The organism is Sphingobium sp. R-21 (assembly GCF_049913335.1).
Classification (GTDB): domain Bacteria; phylum Pseudomonadota; class Alphaproteobacteria; order Sphingomonadales; family Sphingomonadaceae; genus Sphingobium.
Genome location: NZ_CP184374.1, coordinates 1,607,914 through 1,626,153 on the forward strand (window position 1 = coordinate 1,607,914; position 18,240 = coordinate 1,626,153).

Annotated in this window: 19 protein-coding genes; 4 read left to right on the forward strand and 15 right to left on the reverse strand. The window is 66.6% G+C overall.

Translation table 11 applies throughout. The features are described 5' to 3' along the window. Positions 1-4: 4 nt before the first annotated feature. Positions 5-1,168: an EmrA/EmrK family multidrug efflux transporter periplasmic adaptor subunit gene (locus tag ACN9MX_RS07605; protein WP_426386565.1), complete on the reverse strand. Its 1,164-nt coding sequence runs from the start codon at positions 1,166-1,168 to the stop codon at positions 5-7. Next, positions 1,161-2,702, reverse strand: coding sequence for an efflux transporter outer membrane subunit (locus ACN9MX_RS07610; RefSeq protein WP_426386566.1), 1,542 nt, complete (start codon positions 2,700-2,702; stop codon positions 1,161-1,163). The genes ACN9MX_RS07605 and ACN9MX_RS07610 overlap by 8 nt, the downstream gene beginning before the upstream one ends. Before the next feature lie 87 nt (positions 2,703-2,789). Between ACN9MX_RS07610 and ACN9MX_RS07615 the strand changes: the two genes are divergently transcribed. Together ACN9MX_RS07615 and ACN9MX_RS07620 are read left to right on the forward strand one after the other, a co-directional pair. Next, the gene (locus tag ACN9MX_RS07615) at positions 2,790-3,455 is read left to right on the forward strand and encodes a TetR/AcrR family transcriptional regulator (protein WP_363739104.1); all 666 of its coding nucleotides are present in this window, start codon (positions 2,790-2,792) and stop codon (positions 3,453-3,455) included. A 53-nt stretch (positions 3,456-3,508) separates the two neighbouring features. Beyond that, a complete protein-coding gene (locus tag ACN9MX_RS07620) occupies positions 3,509-4,132 on the forward strand; it encodes a response regulator transcription factor (RefSeq protein WP_363739102.1) in 624 nt (207 codons plus the stop codon). Positions 4,133-4,184: 52 nt separating this feature from the next. Here ACN9MX_RS07620 and ACN9MX_RS07625 read toward each other — a convergent pair whose 3' ends face one another. The 5 genes from ACN9MX_RS07625 to argH are packed head-to-tail and all read right to left on the reverse strand — an operon-like array spanning position 4,185 to position 8,860. Beyond that, positions 4,185-5,138, reverse strand: coding sequence for a zinc transporter ZntB (locus tag ACN9MX_RS07625; RefSeq protein ID WP_133653648.1), 954 nt, complete (start codon positions 5,136-5,138; stop codon positions 4,185-4,187). Then, positions 5,135-5,893, reverse strand: a complete 759-nt coding sequence (locus ACN9MX_RS07630) for a siroheme synthase (protein ID WP_426386567.1) — start codon at positions 5,891-5,893, stop codon at positions 5,135-5,137. Before ACN9MX_RS07630 ends, ACN9MX_RS07625 begins: the two co-directional genes overlap by 4 nt. Continuing rightward, the gene (gene lysA, locus ACN9MX_RS07635; RefSeq protein WP_426386568.1) at positions 5,893-7,170 is read right to left on the reverse strand and encodes a diaminopimelate decarboxylase; all 1,278 of its coding nucleotides are present in this window, start codon (positions 7,168-7,170) and stop codon (positions 5,893-5,895) included. Before lysA ends, ACN9MX_RS07630 begins: the two co-directional genes overlap by 1 nt. Positions 7,171-7,217: 47 nt before the next feature. Continuing rightward, the gene (locus ACN9MX_RS07640; RefSeq protein WP_133653645.1) at positions 7,218-7,484 is read right to left on the reverse strand and encodes a hypothetical protein; all 267 of its coding nucleotides are present in this window, start codon (positions 7,482-7,484) and stop codon (positions 7,218-7,220) included. Continuing rightward, the gene (gene argH / locus ACN9MX_RS07645) at positions 7,481-8,860 is read right to left on the reverse strand and encodes an argininosuccinate lyase (RefSeq protein WP_426386569.1); all 1,380 of its coding nucleotides are present in this window, start codon (positions 8,858-8,860) and stop codon (positions 7,481-7,483) included. The genes ACN9MX_RS07640 and argH overlap by 4 nt, the downstream gene beginning before the upstream one ends. A gap of 58 nt (positions 8,861-8,918) precedes the next feature. Between argH and ACN9MX_RS07650 the strand changes: the two genes are divergently transcribed. Both ACN9MX_RS07650 and ACN9MX_RS07655 read left to right on the forward strand, forming a co-directional pair. Continuing rightward, positions 8,919-9,503 (forward strand): TlpA family protein disulfide reductase, encoded by a 585-nt coding sequence (locus ACN9MX_RS07650; protein WP_363832204.1) that lies wholly within the window; start codon positions 8,919-8,921, stop codon positions 9,501-9,503. A 235-nt stretch (positions 9,504-9,738) separates the two neighbouring features. After that, positions 9,739-12,360 (forward strand): TonB-dependent receptor plug domain-containing protein, encoded by a 2,622-nt coding sequence (locus tag ACN9MX_RS07655; protein ID WP_426386570.1) that lies wholly within the window; start codon positions 9,739-9,741, stop codon positions 12,358-12,360. 66 nt (positions 12,361-12,426) lie between these two features. On the opposite strand, the gene ACN9MX_RS07660 is transcribed toward ACN9MX_RS07655, so the two are convergent. From ACN9MX_RS07660 to ACN9MX_RS07695, 8 genes are all read right to left on the reverse strand, one after another. Beyond that, positions 12,427-12,822, reverse strand: a complete 396-nt coding sequence (locus ACN9MX_RS07660; RefSeq protein WP_363739092.1) for a hypothetical protein — start codon at positions 12,820-12,822, stop codon at positions 12,427-12,429. Positions 12,823-12,917: 95 nt separating this feature from the next. Then, on the reverse strand, positions 12,918-13,502 hold the full coding sequence (locus ACN9MX_RS07665; protein WP_363739090.1) for a hypothetical protein: 585 nt from the start codon (positions 13,500-13,502) through the stop codon (positions 12,918-12,920). Positions 13,503-13,510: 8 nt separating this feature from the next. Beyond that, positions 13,511-14,062: a demethoxyubiquinone hydroxylase family protein gene (locus ACN9MX_RS07670; protein ID WP_363739088.1), complete on the reverse strand. Its 552-nt coding sequence runs from the start codon at positions 14,060-14,062 to the stop codon at positions 13,511-13,513. Further along, the gene (locus ACN9MX_RS07675) at positions 14,059-14,544 is read right to left on the reverse strand and encodes a disulfide bond formation protein B (RefSeq protein ID WP_363739087.1); all 486 of its coding nucleotides are present in this window, start codon (positions 14,542-14,544) and stop codon (positions 14,059-14,061) included. The genes ACN9MX_RS07670 and ACN9MX_RS07675 overlap by 4 nt, the downstream gene beginning before the upstream one ends. 134 nt (positions 14,545-14,678) lie before the next feature. After that, the gene (locus tag ACN9MX_RS07680; RefSeq protein ID WP_363739085.1) at positions 14,679-16,028 is read right to left on the reverse strand and encodes a S41 family peptidase; all 1,350 of its coding nucleotides are present in this window, start codon (positions 16,026-16,028) and stop codon (positions 14,679-14,681) included. 78 nt (positions 16,029-16,106) lie between these two features. Then, positions 16,107-17,096: a nucleotidyltransferase domain-containing protein gene (locus ACN9MX_RS07685; RefSeq protein WP_426386571.1), complete on the reverse strand. Its 990-nt coding sequence runs from the start codon at positions 17,094-17,096 to the stop codon at positions 16,107-16,109. Then, complete coding sequence (locus ACN9MX_RS07690; protein ID WP_426386572.1) at positions 17,093-17,956, reverse strand: HprK-related kinase A; 864 nt, start codon at positions 17,954-17,956, stop codon at positions 17,093-17,095. Before ACN9MX_RS07690 ends, ACN9MX_RS07685 begins: the two co-directional genes overlap by 4 nt. Continuing rightward, positions 17,953-18,234 carry an HPr-rel-A system PqqD family peptide chaperone gene (locus ACN9MX_RS07695; RefSeq protein WP_426386573.1) on the reverse strand — a complete coding sequence of 94 codons (282 nt, stop codon included), beginning with the start codon at positions 18,232-18,234 and terminating at the stop codon, positions 17,953-17,955. The genes ACN9MX_RS07690 and ACN9MX_RS07695 overlap by 4 nt, the downstream gene beginning before the upstream one ends. Between the last annotated feature and the right edge of the window lie 6 nt (positions 18,235-18,240).

The following is an 18,240-nucleotide window of genomic DNA, read 5'->3' on the forward strand; positions in this document are numbered from 1 at the left end:
CTCCTTACCGGCCCGAAAGGTCGATTTCGGCTTCCATGGAAAGCCCGACGCGCAGCGGATGCTCAGCCAGTTCCTTCGGATCGAGCGCAATGCGCACGGGCACGCGCTGCACGACCTTGATCCAGTTGCCGGTGGCGTTCTGCGCCGGGATCAGCGCCATCGACGCGCCGGTGCCGCCGGAGAAGCCAACGACCTTGCCATGATAGACGACATCGCCGCCATAAAGGTCCGACGTGACGGTCGCCGGCATGCCGACCTTCACCCGGCCAAGCTGGCGCTCCTTGAAATTGGCGTCGACATAGACCTGGGCGAGCGGGACGATGCTCATGATCGGGCTGCCCTGCGCCACGCGCTGGCCGATCTGCACCGACCGCCGGGTCACGACGCCGTCGATCGGCGCGCGGATGACGGTGCGGTCCAGATCGAGCCTTGCACTGTCCAGCTTCGCCTTGGCGGCGAGCACGGCGGGATCGGTGTCGATGGTCGATCCGCGCACCAGCGCGTCATTGGCGGCAAGCTGCCCACTGGCGGCGCCGCGCGTCGCTTCGGCCGTCGCCACCCCGGCCTTCGCCAGATCGAGCGCCGCCTGCGCCGCGGCATAGCCCTTGCGCGCGCTGGTCAGTTCCTCACCGGAAACAGCGCCATTGGGGGCCAGCGCCTCGCGCCGGCGAAGATCGATGCGCGCCTTGTCGAAATCGGCCTGCGCACTTGCGAGCTGTGCCCGCGCCTGGTTGATGTCGGCGCCGCGCGCCTCCACCTGCGCGGCCAGCGAACCGCTGGTCGCGACGGCCTGGCGGAACCGGCGACGGGCCTCGGCCAGGTCGGCTTCCGCCTGGGCGATGGCGATGCGGGCGTTGGTGGGGTCGAGCTTCACCAATATGTCGCCGCGCCGGACGGCCTGCGTATCCGTCACCAGCACCTCGGTCGCCTGGGCGGAGATGAGCGGCGTCACCTGCGCCACGTCCGCATTCACATAGGCATTGTCGGTGCTGACATGGTTGCGCCCGATCAGCAGGTACCAAAGAGCATAGGCCGCGCCGAGGATCAGTACGGCCAGCGCCAGCCGCACCAGCCATTTCTTGCGGATTGCCTTGCGCTGGGCGGCGGCTTCGGCCGCATCGTCGGCCTTGCTCGCATCGGACGTGAATTCGGGCTTGGCGTCAGCCATGGGGCGTATCCTTGGACAACTGGAGCTGTGTCTGCGCGCCGTCCGCGGCAAAGCCGCCGCCCAACGCGCGAATAAGGGCGATGTCGAGCGTGAAGGCGCTCGCCTCCAGCTCCGCGACGGCCTGACGGGCGGCCAGAAGCTGGTCCTCCACGTTCAGCACGTCAAGATAGGTGTTGAGACCGCCTTCATAGCGCTGGCGGACAATGCCATAGGCTTCCTCCGAAGCCGCCAGCGCCGCGCGCGCATCGATCAGCCGCTGGTCCAGCGCCCGCCGTCCGGTCACCGCATCGGCCACCTGCTGATAAGCGCCAAGCACGGTCCGGTCATAGCTGGCCACCGCCTCGTCATAGACGGCGCGCGCGCCGCGATACTGGCCGCTCAGCGCACCGCCGTGAAAGATCGGCAGGCTGATCGCGGGACCGGCATTGCCGAACAGCGAATCCTTCTTGAACAGCGTGTCCGCGAAGGAGCTTGGCCCGCCCGCGAAAGCGCCATTCTGGAGCACCGTCTGATAGCCGAGCGATTGCACGCCGATCAGCGCGCTCAGGCGAATGGCCGGGAAGAAGTCGGCCCGCGCCACCTTGACCCGCTTCGCCGCCGCTTCGGTCCGGGCCAGCGCCGCGGCGACATCGGGCCGGCGCGCCACCAGATTGGTGGTGACGTCCGCAGGCAGGCCGAGCGGGCCCGGCTTGCCGAGCTGCGGCCGGGCAATGGCAAGGCCCCGGTCCGGCCCGGCGCCGATCAGGGCGGCAATCTGATGCTGGCGCACCGCAATCGCCTGGTCCGCGGCGGCAAGCTGCGCCTTGGCGGACGAGACGGTCGCGTCGGCCTGCCGTTCGCTGCCGCGCGTTTCCAGCCCGTTGGCGCGGCGATCCGCCACCAGCTTCTGGCTGGCGGTCCGGATTTCCAGCGCCCGAGCCTGAATATCGCGCTCATCATATAATCGGGCCAGGTCCGCATAGGCGTCGGCCACGCCGGTCGCCAGCGCCAGCCGCGCCTGCCGCGCGTCGATCTCCGCCGCGCGCGCCTGGGACGTTGCCGCAGCCAGCGCCGCCCGATTCCTGCCCCAGAGGTCGAGGTCGAAACCGAAATTCAGCGCCACGCGGCCCGTGCCCAGCCAACCCTTGGGCACGAATTCCTTCGGCATGCCCATATTATAGCTGGACTTGGTCGCGCCGCCGCTGGCGTCGAGGTCGATCGAGGGCAGCAATGGCGCGCCCGCCTGCTGCGCGGCGGCATTGGCCTGGGCGAATCGGGCGGCGGCGGCGCTGACGTCCGGCGACCCCTTCAACCCTTCCTCCACCAGCGCATCCAGTTGCGGATCGCCATAGGCCTTCCACCAGCCGTCGGAGGGCCATTGCACGGCATTGTCGGCCTGAAGGCTGCGCTCCGCCGCGATACTGTCGGGCGCCCGCACAACCGGCTGCGGACCAAGCTTTGGCACCGCAGCGCAGCCCGACAGCAGAACCGCGCCAGCAAGAAGCAGGGCGCGGGCGGAAGAAGACAGGAAATCGGGATGACGACTCATGGGCATAAAATCGTACCACTTAGTATGAAATCGGCCTTTGCGCCGGTTGCAAATCCTTGTCAACCAAATTATCGTACTATATGGTACGATATCATGACAGTGCCTGATCCCCTGCCGAATCCCCGGCCCGACCCCCCGTTCAGCCGCAGGGAAGCCCGCCGCCTGGACCGGCGGAAGGCCATATTGGCGGTGGCGTCGCGTTCATTCCTGGAGGACGGCTATGCGGCGACCACCATGTCGGGGATCGCCGCGACGCTTGGCGGTTCAAAGGGTACGCTCTGGAGCTATTTTCCGTCCAAGGAAGCATTGTTCGCCGCCGTCCTGGACGAAGCCACCACCGCCTATAAGGCGCGCCTCGCGGAAATACTCGATCCCGATGGCGACCTGACGGAAACATTGCGGACGCTGGGGCTGGGCATGCTGACGAAGATCACCGCGCCGGAAAGCATCGCGCTCTACCGGCTGGTGGCGTCCGAATCGGGGCGCTTTCCCGAAATGGGAAGGATCTTCTACGAACATGCACCGGGCGGTGCGCGGCGGCTGGTATCCGCATTTCTGGAAAGGGCGATGGATCGCGGCCTGCTGCGCCGGGCCGACCCCGACCAGGCGGCGCGCACCTTCACCATGCTGATGCTTTCGGGCTGTCATCAATCGCTGGTCTGGGGACAGATCGAACAGGCAGGCGCTGACCAGATCAAGGCCGATGTCGAACATGGGCTGGACTGTTTCCTGCGCGCCTATGCGCCGGACATGCGTTAACCATTTCTTTGCGCGCCGATCCTATGCTGCGCGGTGGCAAGAGGTGGGACGTCATGCAATTCTGGAAACGCGACAGCATCAGCAGGCCGCAACGGGCACAGGCTGTGGAACAAGGCCGAACGCCCCGGCGCCTGCGGCTGCTGATGGTGGATGAAGACGCCACCTCCCGCGCCGTCGTCGCGCGCCGGCTGTCGCACCTTGGCTATGATGTCGGGCTGGCGGAAGACGGCTTTGCTGCATTGACGATGCTGGTCACGCGCCCGGTCGACATCATCCTGATCGACATGGGGCTGACCCTGTTGCCCAGCCTGACGACGATGCGGAAGATCCGCGCGGCGGGGCTTGCCGGCAATGCCTGTTTCGTGATGATCGGCGGAGCGCAGGACGCGATCTCCGCTGTCGAGGCGCTGGATGCAGGTGCCGACGATCATGTGGTGAAGCCCTTTGATTTCGACCTGCTCGACGCCCGGCTGCGCCATCTCTGGGCGCGGGCCGAAGAGATCGGCACCCTGACCCGGCACAATGCGGAGCTGGACGCCCGGATCGCCCGCCGCGCACTGGAACTGGGGGAAACGCGCGATGCGCTGGCGGAGATGCAGGCGGATCGTGCGCGGCTGGTGTCCTCCATCCAGGCACTGCATGACGAAATCGCGCGCCTGAACGCGGTGCGAAATTAAGGACTAATCCTCCCCATCGTCCCTTGGAGGACCGGGCAAGGGCGCTTGCATCTCATTTCAGCCACTGGGTCGCGGCGAACCATCCGCCGATCCCGGCCGCCATGACGACGCACACCCCCACCACCCCCCAAAAGGCCCAGGATTCATGGGCAAAGGGGATCCCGTCGACATTCATGCCGAGCAGCCCGGTCAGGAAGGTCAGCGGCAGGAACACCAGCGCGACGACGGAGATGAGCAGCGCCTGCCGGTTCATCTGTTCTGCGCGCAGGTCGGTCAATTCTTCATGGGCAAGAGCCGACCGCTCACGCACCGCCTCCAGTTCCTCCGCCATGCGGGCGCAACGATCCGCCGCTTCCTGAAGATGCAGCCGGTCGTCAGGCTCCAGCCATGGCGCATCGGCGGTCGACAATCTTTCCAGCGCCTGCCGCTGCGGGGCGATGAAGCGGCGGTAGCCGATCGCCGTCGCGCGGATTTCCGATACCCGCCGCCGCGCCTCGGCCGGTCCATATTCGGTCAATGCGCTTTCAATGTCGTCCAGGCCGTCGCCCAGTTCGGCGACTTCCGGGTCGAGCGCTTCGGTGATCTGCTGCGCCAGGGCGGCGATCAGGTCGCCGGGGTCGCGAATGAGGCCGCGCAGCATCTGCTGCCGGACCGGCTCGATCGCCGCGAGCGGACGATAGCTGACGGAAATGACCCGCGCCTCTTCCGCCCAGAGGCGGATCGACACCAGCGGATCGCCGATATCATCCTCTCTGGTTCCAAGCCCGCGCAGGTTCACCAGCGCGCCATGGGCCATCAGCGTGCAGCGCGGCCGCGTCTCCTGCGCCAGCAGGGCGGACAGAGCCGCTTCGGGCATATGGTCGCAACGGGACGCGACCAGCCGGGCATCCTCCTGCCAGCCATCGGCATGAACCCAGCTGAACGGCGCGTCCTGCGTCCGCGCGCAGAAATCGTCGAGCGATACTTCCTGCGTCCGCGCGCCGTCGAAAAGAAATACCCGGCTTATGGCATCATCTCCAACCAGAGCGACAGCCCCGCCCCCGGCTTTTCGGGCGCGGCGCTGGCCGCGATCCGCACCGCATCGGCCCGCGCCCGGTCCAGGATCGCGTCGGGCACGTCGGGCGCGTGATACAGCCGATCGGCCTCGCCCAGCAGGCGGGCGGCGCGCAGCGTGAGGTCATCGGGATCGCGCGAGAGCAGGCGGACGGTTTCCAGCCGATCGGCCCGTGCATCCCCGGCATCGGCCAGCCAGTCCGGCAGGGCATCCACCGCCCCGTCGGAAAGCGGATCGATAAGGCCGCCCTGGGCAAGTCCCGCATCAATCGCCCTTCGCCGCGCCGCTGCGTCGGGCCAACGGCGGCGGATAGCGGTGCGCGCATCGTGAAGTGCCGTCGCCAGCAGCCCCAATCGGGCCGGCAGCATGGCTTCGATCCGCTGGCGCAACGCCTTGGCCAGGCCGGCCGATGCGCCCCCGGTCCCAATGGCGACCAGAACCGGCTCGCGGTCGACTATGGCGGGAAGGGTGAAGTCGCAAAGCTCCGACCTGTCGGTGGCGTTCACCAATATGCCCCGCGCGCGCAGCCGCTGCACCGTCGCCTCATCGCCGTCCGCGACGATCGCCAGCGCGGCATGCTCGCCCTCGTCCACGACGCGGGCGCCCGCCCGTTCCAGCAGGCGTCGCTTGGCGTCCGCCGCCTCGCCCACGCCTGTCAGGATGACGGCCCGCCCTTGCAACCGCAGGAAGACGGGCAGGCTGTGCATTATTCCGTCGCGCCTTCCGCGACCCAGGCCGGAATGCTGTCGCCTTCGATCAGCGCCTCTATGGGCGGGCGGGCGCGGACCACGGCCCATCGGTCCCCCGACACCAGCACTTCGGGGGTCAGCGCGCGGCTATTATAGGTGCTGGCCATGGTCGCGCCATAGGCGCCCGCGGTCATGAACGCGACCAGGTCGCCCGCCGCCACCACGTCCATGTCGCGATGCATGGCGAAGGTGTCGCCCGTCTCGCACACCGGGCCCACGACATTGGCGGCGGCGCGATCGCCCTTCGGATGGACGGCGCGAATGTCGTGCCAGGCATCGTAGAGGCTGGGCCGCAGCAGGTCGTTCATCGCCGCGTCGACGATCACGAAGGGCGCCTGCGCGCCCTGCTTCACGCGCACCACCTGCGACAGCAGCACGCCGGCATTGCCGACGATCAGGCGGCCCGGCTCGAACATCAGGCGGACGTCCCAGCCCTGCGTCACCCGCGTCACCATCGCGCCATATTCAGCGGGGCTCGGCGGCAGCGGCTGGGAGGGATCATAGGGCACGCCCAGCCCACCGCCCAGATCGGCGGTGCGGATGTCATGGCCTGCCTCACGCAGGCTTGCGATCAGCGCGCCCACCTTGACGAAGGCGGCTTCCAGCGGCTTGAGATCGGTCAACTGGCTGCCGATGTGCACCGCCACGCCCTGCACATCCAGGCCCGGCAGGTCGCGGGCGGCGGCATAGCTGGCAAGGGCGCGGTCATAGGGGATACCGAACTTGTTTTCCGACTTGCCGGTCGAAATCTTGGCATGGGTTCCCGCGTCGACATCCGGGTTGATGCGATAGGCGACCGGCGCCTTCCAGCCCATGGACAGCGCCACCTGGGACAGCATCTCCGCCTCGGGCTCGCTTTCCAGATTGAACTGGTAGATGCCCTTTTCCAGCGCGATGCGCATTTCGTCCGCCGTCTTGCCGACGCCGGAAAAGACGATGCGGTTCGCCGGAATGCCGGCCGCCAGCGCGCGCAGCAATTCGCCCGCCGACACGACGTCCGCGCCCAGACCCAGCTTCGCGAGCGTCGCCAGCACGGCGGCGTTGGGATTGGCCTTCACCGCAAAGGCGATCAACGGATCGGCAAGCTGCGACAGTCCATCGCGGAACACGCCGACATGGCGGCTCAGCGTCGCTGTGGAATAGATATAGACGGGCGTGCCGACCTGCGCCGCGATCTCCGCCATCGACACCTGCTCCACCTGCATGGCACCGTCGACATAGTTGAAATGGTCCAAGGCTGTTATCCTAGTGAAATCCTGGCGCCGGGATCCAGCGCCAAACGCTATTGCAGTTCGCTTTCGGGCGGCAGGTCGAATTTATCGTCGTCGCGTTCCTTCGACTGGGTCAGCAGTTCGACGTTGCGTTCCGGCCGCGCCTGAATGGAGGGCGCGGTAAGCTGCGCCGCCGTGGGCGCCGTCGCCGCGCCGACCGGCACGGCGGGCAGGCGCTGCCCCTGGATGGGCTTGAGCGGCTGGCGGCCGCCGCAGGACGCCAGGACCAGCGCCACGCTGGCCAAGGCCATTCCCGCGGCAATTCGTGCGACTGTCATTGTTTCTGCCCTTTCGCGTTCTGCCGGGCCTGCGCGATCCGCGCGCGCACCTGGTCGGGCGCGGTGCCGCCATGGCTCCTGCGGCTGGCAACCGAGGCATCGACCGTCAGCACCGCATAGATACGCTCATCGATGCGCGCATCAATGGCCTTGAGCGTATCGATGGGCAGGTCGGCAAGCTGCACGCCCGCCGCTTCCGCCGCGGCGACGGCGCGGCCGGTGATATGATGCGCCTCGCGGAAGGGAATGTCGCCTTCGCGCACCAGCCAGTCGGCAAGGTCGGTCGCCGTGGCGAAGCCGCTCTCCGCCAGTCCGCGCATCCGGTCGGTGCGGAAGGTCACCGTCTCGATCATCCCGGTCATCGCGGCGATCGAAAGGCCCAGCAGGTCATGCGCCTCGAACACCGGCGGCTTGTCGTCCTGCATGTCCTTCGAATAAGCGAGCGGCAGGCCCTTCATCGTCACGCAGAGCGCGTTCATGCAGCCCATGATCCGCCCGGAATGGCCGCGCACCAGCTCGGCGGCGTCGGGATTGCGCTTCTGCGGCATGATCGAGCTGCCGGTCGAATAGGCATCGGGCAGTTTCACGAAGCCGAAGGGCTGGCTCGCCCAGATGATGAACTCCTCCGCCAGGCGGGAGAGGTGCAGGCTGCACTGCGTCGCCGCCATCAGGTAATCGAGCGCGAAGTCCCGGTCCGACACGCTGTCGAGGCTGTTGTCGGTCGGCTTGGCGAAACCCAGCGCCGCCGCCGTCGCGTGGCGATCGATCGGAAAGCCCGTTCCCGCCAGCGCCGCCGCGCCCAGCGGACATTCGTTGAGCCGCGCCCGCGCATCGGCGAAGCGGCTGCGGTCGCGGCGAACCATCTCATGATAGGCCATCAGGTGATGACCCAGCGTCACCGGCTGGGCGGATTGCAGGTGAGTGAAGCCGGGCATCACCGCATCGGCATGCTCCTCCGCGCGGGCGAGCAGCATGTCGGACAGGCCCTGCAGCCCCATCTCGACCTCATCGATGGCGTCCCGCACCCAGAGGCGGAAGTCGGTCGCCACCTGGTCGTTGCGCGAGCGCGCCGTGTGCAGCCGTCCCGCCGCCGGACCGATCAGTTCGGCAAGGCGCGACTCCGTCACCATGTGGATGTCTTCCAGGTCCAGGTCGACCGGCACGCCGGCGGCTTCATATTCCGCGGCGATGCGGTTCAGCCCCTCGGTGATCGCCTGCGCATCCTCGCCATCGACGATGCCCTGCTTGGCCAGCATCGCGACATGCGCCTTCGATCCGGCGATGTCCTGCTTCCACAGGCGCTTGTCGAACGGGATCGAGGCATTTATCTCCCGCATGACCGAAGCCGGACCGGCCGCGAAGCGTCCGCCCCACATGCTGTTGGAGCTTTTTCCCGTGCGATCTTCCCCGTTCCGATCTTCCTTGCGCTGCGTAATGACACTGCTCCTGCTGGCTGGCCTTGGCGCGTGCGATAAGCAATCGCCGCCCGCCGGGCAAGGCCCGAACGCCAGCGAGGAGGCGACGGGACCGGGACAAAGCGACGCTCCGGGCAAGGGAGGCGCGTTCAGCTATACGATCGACCGATCAAAGGCCGGAACCCCCGCACCCGATTTCACCTTCCAGAACCCGGACGGCAGCGACGCCGCGCTCAAGGATTTCGCGGGCAAGCCGATGCTGGTCAACCTGTGGGCCACATGGTGCGCGCCCTGCGTGGCGGAAATGCCGACTTTGGACGCGGTCGCGGCGGAATATGGCAAAAAGGGGCTGGCCGTCCTCACCATCTCCCAGGACAGCCAGGGAGAGACGGTGATCAAGCCCTTCTTCGAAAAACATCCCCTGCCGCATCTGAAGGGCTGGATCGACCCGGAAAACCAGTTCGGCTTTCATTACAATACCGGCATGCTGCCCACCACCGTCATCTATGACGCGCAGGGCAAGGAAATGGCGCGTGTCGTTGGCGCCATGGATTGGAACAGCAAGGAAGGGCGCGCGCTGATCGACGCGGCCATGGCAAGCTGACGCAGGACGCTCCTTCCCCTGCCCGCGCCTCCCGCCTCCTGCAAAATGCGGCTGATCCCACGCACCTTGGCAAACTTTCATTCCGCTCCGCAGCATGGAAGTTTGCCGCCACTTCCCTTCAGAAATGAAGCAGAAACGTTTCTTCCCTTATAATTTTTGTGCAGCGCAATAGCGGTTTCCCCGACACAGTCCGTTGAACCCCCTGTCATGAACAAGTGCAAACAGGGGGCATTAGATGACAGGAATATCCGCTCTTCGCCTTTCATTGGTGCTGGCCTCGTCATGGTCGGCCTGCGCGATGGCGCAGGAGGCACAGACAGCGCAGGCCGATGAAGGCGCCGCCATCATAGTGACCGGCACGCGCGCCGTGGGCATGCAGGCCGCCGAAAGCGCCGCGCCGATCCAGGTGCTGAGCGAGGAAGCGATCAGCCATGTCGGCCAGCCCAACCTCAACCAGGTGCTGACCCAGATCGTGCCGAGCTTCACCGCCCAGACGCAGGGCACCGACCTTTCCAGCTTCTCGCTGTCTGCCCGGCTGCGCGGCCTCAGCCCCAACCACACGCTGGTGCTGGTCAACGGCAAGCGCCGCCACGGCAACGGCATCCTCCAGGTGATCTCCGGCGCGTTCCAGGGTTCGGCCGCGCCCAGCATCGACCTGATCCCGCCGGACGCCATCGCCCGCGTCGAGGTGTTCCAGGAAGGCGCGGCGGCCGTCTACGGCACGGACGCGATCGCCGGCGTCATCAACTTCATCCTCAAGGACAACAACGAAGGCGGCAGCTTCAAGGTAACCGGCGGCCAATATTATGACAGCGAGGGCGAGTTGTTCTCCGTTTCCGGCAATATGGGTTTCAAGCTGGGCGAAGACGGCTTCTTCAACCTCAGCCTGTTCCACCGCCGCCAGGACTACACCACCGTCGGCACCGGACAGGTGCAGATCACCCGGCCGGACGGCACGCTGCAATCCAACACGCCCGCCCAATGGTCGAACCTGGCGGGCGACGCGCTGTCGGGGATCAACGGCGGCCAGCCCAAGACCTATCTGACCGAAGCCTTCTACAATATGGGCTATGATTTCGGCGGCGTCGAACTCTACAGCTTCGGCGATTATGCCCGCCGCATCGGCTATGCCAAGCAGGGCTACCGTCATCCCAAGCGCATCTGCTACGAAACCGGCAATCTGGGCGGTGGCATCACGCCCGCGGCCTATGATCCCAGCATCTGCTATGGCGATACCGGCATCTGGGGCATGGTCCCGCTTCAGCATGTGATCGAGGACGAATACAGCTTCACCGTCGGCGCCAAGGGCGAGGTGTCGGGCTGGAACTATGACCTCAGCACCACCTATGGCCACCAGAAGGACGACATCTGGACCGAAGCGTCCGCCCATCGCGAAGTCTGGCAGGAAAGCTATGCCGCATCGCTACAGGGCATCGGCAAGCCGAACACGGTAGACAAGGCCTATGACGGCGGCTTCCGCCTGAGTCAGACCACCGTCACCGCCGACATCCGCAAGGAATATGAGGTCGGGCTGGCCAGCCCCCTCACCTTCGCCTTCGGCGGCGAATATCGCCGGGACACCTATGAGATCGTCGCAGGCGACTATTATTCGACCTACAGGACCGGCGTTCAATCCTTCCCCGGCTACAAGGCGACCGACGCGGGCAAGTTCCACCGCAGTTCGAAGGCCGGCTATATCAACCTGATCGCGGAGCCGGTGGAACATTGGTCCGTCGACCTTGCCGGCCGTTACGAGGATTATACCGACTTCGGCAACACCACCATCGGCAAGATCACCACGCGCTACGACTTCAGCCCCGCCTTCGCGCTGCGCGGCACCGTCAGCACCGGTTTCCGTGCCCCGACGCTGGCGGAGCAGAAATATTCGACGATCAACGTCGGCCCGACCAGCGCCGTCGCGCAGCTTCCCGCCGGCACGCCCGCCGCGGCGCTGCTGGGTTTCAACGCGCTGAAGCCTGAAAAATCAAAGAACTTCTCGGCCGGCGTCGTGCTGCGGCCGGTGCCCAAGCTCGCGATCACGGTCGACGGCTACATCATCAAGATCAAGGATCGCATCACCGGCACGGCGGCCCGCAACGCCGTCCTGAACGGCGTTGCCCAGCCGGGCGGCGCCGATATCCTGAACGCCCTGAACGCGGCGGGCATCGTCCTCGACAGCGCGCTGTTCACCAGCGGCACGATCGGCGTGTCCAGCTTCACCAACGGCATCGATACCCGCACCTGGGGCATCGACTTCTCCGCCGCCTACCCCGTCGCGCTGGACTTCGGCACGCTGAACCTGTCGCTGACGGCGAACTACAACAAGACGAAGATCACCAACAACAAGGTCGGCTATCCGATCTTCAACGCGGCGTCGGAAAGCAATATCGAACGCTCCAACCCGGACTACAAGATCGTGGCCGGCGCCTTGTTCAAGAGCGGGAAATTCTCGCTCAACCTGCGTGAAACCTTCTACGGCAAGACCAGCGTGCTCGTCCGCCCGGCCTTCACGCCCGCTGGCGGGTTCATTCCCAGCGGCGGGTTCCTGATCGCGGACGGCGCCATCGTGAACGGGGTCAACGCCAACCAGCTCTACTTCAACGGCGTGGTCAAGGCGACGGCGCTCACCGACCTGGAGGCGAGCTACGACTTCACCGACGCCGTCACCTTCTCGGTCGGCGCGAACAACCTGTTCAACAAGCGGCCAGAGGTGCCCGCGATGATGCAGGGCGTCACGCCGGGTGCGGGCGTTTCGCCCTTCATCAACGGTGCCGGCGCCTATAACGCCTATTTTGGACATGGTCCCTATGGCACGTCGGGCGGCTATTATTACGCGCGGCTCGACTTCAAGTTCTGAAGCGTCACGAAGGGAAGGGCCGGTCTCGAAAGGACCGGCCCTTTTATGCCGGCGGAAACCAGAGTCTCAGGGTTCGCCCTTCGATTCCTGCATCCGCCGTTCAGCGAACCATTGTTCCAGCATCTTGGCGGTGCAGCCTGTAAAGCCGTTGCTGCCGATGGCGGAGCAACTGCCCGGCAGGGTCTGCCGCTGCACCTCCTCCATCGTGGCGACCTGGCTGCCCCAGCCCGGTCCGCCCGCCGGCTCCGGCTTTTCGCGCAGCTTCTTGGGAATGCGGTATCGTTCGGCTTCCGGCTTGCGAGCGCAGACGATGATCTCGTCGCCCTCGCCCTTGGGACAGGGATCATCGCCATAGACGACCAGGTTGAAGATCTTTTGCGGCGGCTCGGCACGGGCCGCGCCCCCGAAAGTCAGCGGAACCAGCGCGACGGCGGCCAGGGAAAGGGCGGGGAAGAGACGCATCGATCCATATTCCTTCTTCGTCCCCTGTCCCGCCGTCCGGATTGTCCGGTTGCCGACGGCCTTATTTTCAAGACGCCGGCGACCGGCCCTTGCCGTCACTGCTGCGGCGGCGTTCCCTGTTGCGCGCCTGCCGCCCCGCCTTGCTGCTGTTGCTGGGCAGCCTGCGTCCTTTCCTCGGCAACAGCCCGCGCCTCGATCGCCTTGCTGTCCGCGTCGATGGTAGAGAGGCGCCGGGCGCGTTCCGCCGCGACCAGATCCTTCCAGCCTGCGCTGTCCGCCGCCTGCCGTTCCGCCTTGGCGAGCCGCGCCAGTTGCGCGAAGCAGCCCGTGGCGCCGCCGCCGCCCACCGGCGAGCAGCTTTCGGTGCCGCTGCGGCCGACATATTCCATCGATCTCACCCGCTCGCCCCAGGCCTGGTGGCTCGGCTGGTTGGGGTCGCCGCGCAACGGCTCTGGAATGCGGTAGCGCTCTTCCTCGCCCTTGCGGGCGCAGACGACGATGTCGCTGCCCTGGCTTTGCGGGCAGGGGTCATCGCCATAGACGATGACCAGATTGACGCGTTCCGACCCGGTTTGCGCGGCAGGCGCCTCCTCCTTCGGCAAAGTCGGCCCCTGCTGTGCCAGCACGGGGGAGGCTGCGCCCAGCAAAAGCATGGCGGCGATCAGGCTGGTCTTCATCATGCTTCTCCTCAGATGCGCTTCGAAAGGGCGATGGCAGCGCGACAGCCCAGTCTGATGGCGCCGGACAACAAGGGGTAGGCCGGGGCCTGCTCCGCGCCATGGGCGATGGCGGCATCGCGATGCTCGACCTCCTCCGCCTGGAAATCCGCGATGGCAGTGGAGAGTTCCGGATCGTCCTGCCCCAATTGCTCGAGCTGTTCGGCATAGTGGCGGTCGATCTCCGTCTCGATCGCCGCGGTGCAGGCCATGGCGGCGCGCGGGCCGATGGCGGCCGTTACCGCGCCCAGCGCGAAGCCCGCCACATTCCAGATCGGCTGGAGCGCCGTCGGCCGGCCGCCCCGGCGCGCGATCATCGCGTCGAAATGCTTGCGGTGCCGCTCCTCCTGCGCGGCCATGCCGGCGATCAGTCGGGAATCGGGATGCCGGTCGCCCATGACGGCCAGTTGCCCGGCATAGATGCGCGTCGCGCCAAATTCCCCCGCCTGGTCGACGCGCAGCATGGAGGCGCGCTCCGCATCGGTCACGCGGCGACCGGGGCGTGGAAAGTCCTTTGCGCTCATGCCTTGCTCCCTTTCCCAAGCAGCAATGCCAAGATGAGGAGCGCCGCCGCCCCCGACAAGAGGCCGTTATAGCCCGCCATCGAAATGCCGAACAGGCTCCAGGCCGCCACATCGCATCGGGTGATCGGCGTCGCCATGATCTGGTTGAGGATATCCGCGGGATTGCCGGCGGTCGGGCTGGTCGAGCAGGCGGTCAGGCCCTGCCACCAGCCATATTCCACCCCGGCATGGAACAGGCCGATGCCGCCGCTTATGCCGATGGCAAGGCCGGCGAGGCCAGTGAACAGCGCGCTGAAGCAAGCCCGGCCGCGCAGCGCATAGGCGATCAGCGCCAGCGGAATCGCGGCGAAATGGGCGTAACGCTGCCACCAGCACATCTCGCAGGGGTGCAGGCCGCCAAGGAACTGAAAGGCGTAGGCGCCGCCCAGCATGGCCAGGGGAAAGATCAGCGCCAGCGCGCGGGCAAGGGGCAGTGATTTCATATCGCCCGCTTAAACCGTCTCGCGCCTTTCGTCATGCTGAACTTGTGGCGGGGAACCTGTGAGGTGAAGCGGCGTGACGCATCGGCTTCATCCGACCTGCTCCTGCAAAGGCAGGAGCAGGTCGGTTTTCGCTATCAGCGCGTCGCCGGCTTGCGGGCGGGCGCTGCCTGGGCGACGGCCGCCCCCGGCTTTGCCGCCAGCCGTGCCAGCGTCTTCAGCGCATAGTCGAGCTGGAAATCGTCGATCCCCTTCTTCTTCAACTCCTCGGCCGTGGCGGCGAAGCGCGGATCCTCCTTGCCGTCCTCCTCCAGCGCCGCATTGTCGGTCTTGATCTCGTTGATCAGATGGCGGCGCAGGTCGCTTTCGCGGAATTTCGGCCGGTTCTTGTAATCGGGATCGCTCAGCTGCGGCACCTTGACGTCCGGCTCGATCCCGCCTTCCTGCACGGAACGGCCGGAGGGCGTGTAATAGCGTGCGGTGGTGAGCTTGAGCGCGGTGGTGCTGCTGAGCGGCAGCATGGTCTGGACGCTGCCCTTGCCGAAGCTGCGCTCGCCCATCACCAGCGCACGATGCTGGTCCTGAAGGGCGCCCGCGACGATTTCCGATGCGGAGGCGGAGCCCGCGTCCACCAGCACGATCACCGGCAGGCCCTTCGCATCGTCGCCCGGCTTGGCATAATAGCGCTCGACATCGCCCTTGTTGCGGCCGCGCTGCGACACGATCTCGCCCCGTTCCAGGAAGGTGTCGCTGACCGACACCGCTTCGTCCAGCAGCCCGCCCGGATTGGAGCGCAGGTCAAGGATATAGCCGGTGGGCCTATGGCCCAGGCTCTTGTCGATGCTGCGGATCGCCTGGCGAACGTCGGCGCCTGTATTGGCCGAGAAGCTGACGATGTTGATGACGCCGATGCCGTTCTTCACTTCCCATTTCACGGGCTTCAGCTGGATGATCTCACGCGTCAGGGTAAGGTCGATCGGCTTGTCGCGACCAGGGCGGACGATGGTCAGCTTGATCTGCGTGCCCGGCGCGCCGCGCATCTTGTCGACCGCCTCGTCCAGCGTGCCGCCATAGATGAGCTGCCCGTCGAGATGGGTGATATAGTCGCCCGCCTTGATCCCCGCGCGCCAGGCCGGGGTATCCTGCGTCGGCGCGATCACCTTGACCGCGCCGTCCTCCTGCGTGACGGAAAGGCCAAGGCCGCCATAGCTGCCCTCCGTCTGGGTCTTCAGATTCTGGAAATCGCGCGCGTCGAGGAAGCTGGAATGCGGATCCAGGCTGGCAAGCATGCCGTCGATCGCGCCCTTGATCAGCTTTTCATCGTCGACCTTCTCGACATAATCGCTGCGGACCTTCTGGAACACGTCCATGAACTCGTCGAGCGCCTTGTAGCTGCTTGCCTCCCCATCGGCGAGCGCCGCGGTGGTGGCAGGGATGAGCGCGAGCGCGCCAAGGGCGACGGCGCCCCGGAAGAAATTGGATTTCATGCGTGTCCTGAGTCCTGGCATCGAAGCGGCAGTATAGGGCATTTCCTCGCGGACGCAAAAATCTTGCGCATACCCATATTAAGCCGGCCGATGCCCCTTGCGCCATTTGGTGAACAGGTGCCGCGCCAGCATGGCGGGTGGCATCCTGAGCCAATGAGACCGCAGATAGAAGGCGAAACGCAGCAGCTTTCGCCTTTCCCGGCCCCACCCGTCGCGCGCCAGCAGCCGGGCCATGACGACACGGTCCCAGAGCGTGAGCCGCGCCCCTTCGCCATAGAGCGCCATGGCCATGCGCCGCGCCTGCCGCACATGGGGCAGCAGGCCATGCCGCGCCGCCCGCGCCTCCAGCGCCGCTTCGTCGAGGCCGTCGAGCAGGCAATATATGTCCCAGAGGTTGCGAAGTCCCCCGGCCAGGTCGCCATCGGCCAACAGATGCGCCGCCGCGTGACAGACCCGGTCCTCGGCGGACAGAATGGATAACTCGTTGGTAATGGAAACCGCCTGCGCGATCATCGCCGCCGCGTCGGGCGTCGGCCGCGCCGTCAGGGGCAGGACGGTATGATGCACGTCGATCATCCGGTCCCGCGCCGCATGGATCATCGGCGGCAGTTCATGCATCCATTGCCGGTAATAGGCATCGTCATAGGGGTCGTCCTTGACCCATTCCCATCCCGCGCCGATCAGCGCCTGTTCCACCCGATCCATGGCGTCGCGCGGCACCAATATGTCGAGATCGCCGATGAAGCGCCCCTGCCCGGCGCGCAGCCCAGCCGCCGCATAGGCCGTGCCCTTGAGCAGCACGACGGGCAGGTCCAGTCCGGCAAGCGCCTCCGCCGCGCGATCCGCCTCCCACAATGCCTGCCGGCCTTCGCGCTCCGCATCCAGCCGGGCGTCCGCCAATATGGCGCGCACCGCCGGGGGCACGGGCCGATCGCCGATCCGCAGGGCGAGCGTGCCGATCAGCCGCTCTGCCCTGGCCATCGCGACCAGGGCGTTCCACCCGGCCGCATCCAGCGCCGTCACCCCGTCAGGGTCGCGCAATGCCCGCGCCAGCAGCCGGGCGCTCATGCCAGTTCCTCCCAAAGCCGCTCGACAAGGGCGATGGCCTCTTCGCCCGACGGAAAGTCGATGGCGCGCGCGGGGACATTGCGGACGAAACCACTCAATGCCGCGAAACCCGGCTCGCCCAGGGCGACATAGTTGGTGGATGCCTGGGTCAGCCGCATGAAGACCTCCCCCTGACCGACCGACCGCACATCCGCTTCATGGCCAAAGCGCGGGAACAGCAGCATGGCGGGCTGCGCGCCCTCCCCCATGCGCCCGATCGCGTCGCGGCGAGGAACGAGGTGGCGAATATCCCCCTTGGCCGTGCCGGCCAGCATAGGCCCCATCCGCTCCGGCGGCGCTTCCGCCGCGAGGACATCGATCGCGCGGTTCTTGAGCGAGACGAGGCGCGGAAAGGGAAGGATCGCCCCCGTTTTCAGGTCGAGCAGCGCGAATTCGTCGCCCATCAGCCGCCAGCCGCGTTCACCCAGTTGCGCGGCCAGGGTCGATTTGCCCGAGCCGGACTCCCCGGTCATCACCAGTGCCCGCCCGTCCTTTTCCACGCTGGAGGCATGGAGCAGCAGGTGCCGCCGCCATCCCAGCGCCATTTGCAGGTTCATCCCCATTTCCGCCGCCAGCAGCCCATGGCCAAGGCTCATCGGCGCCGCGTCGGCCAGCCCATGGTCGCCGGTGATGAAGATGGAGGGACGGACCCAGCGCCGGAACGGGCCCGCCGGTTCCAGCCGCACCGTGAAATCGGCGATCGCATCGGCGGGCCGGGGATAGTCGGCGTAGAGCCGCCCCAACGCGTCCACCGGCTGGCGCCAGGCCGATCCGATCCGGAAGGTCGCCGGGCCGATCTTCAGGGTCAGGCCATGGTTCACGCGATCCGGACCAGTCCGAGCGAGGCCAGCTCCGTCAGATGCATCTCGACCAGGGGCAGCGCCTCTTCCGCCGCGCCCAGATCATAGTGGCGGGCGAGCTGGCCCAGCACCTCCCCCGCCGTCAACGCCGCGCCATCGTCCAGCGTCGCCAATATCTCCGGCACCGGGCTGATCACCATATGCGTCTGGCCCGACGGCCGGTGGTAGAACAGGACCATATCCTCCAGCGCGCAGGATAGGATGGCGTCCGGGCTGTCCTGGCAATAGCGGGCTGGCATGGTCGC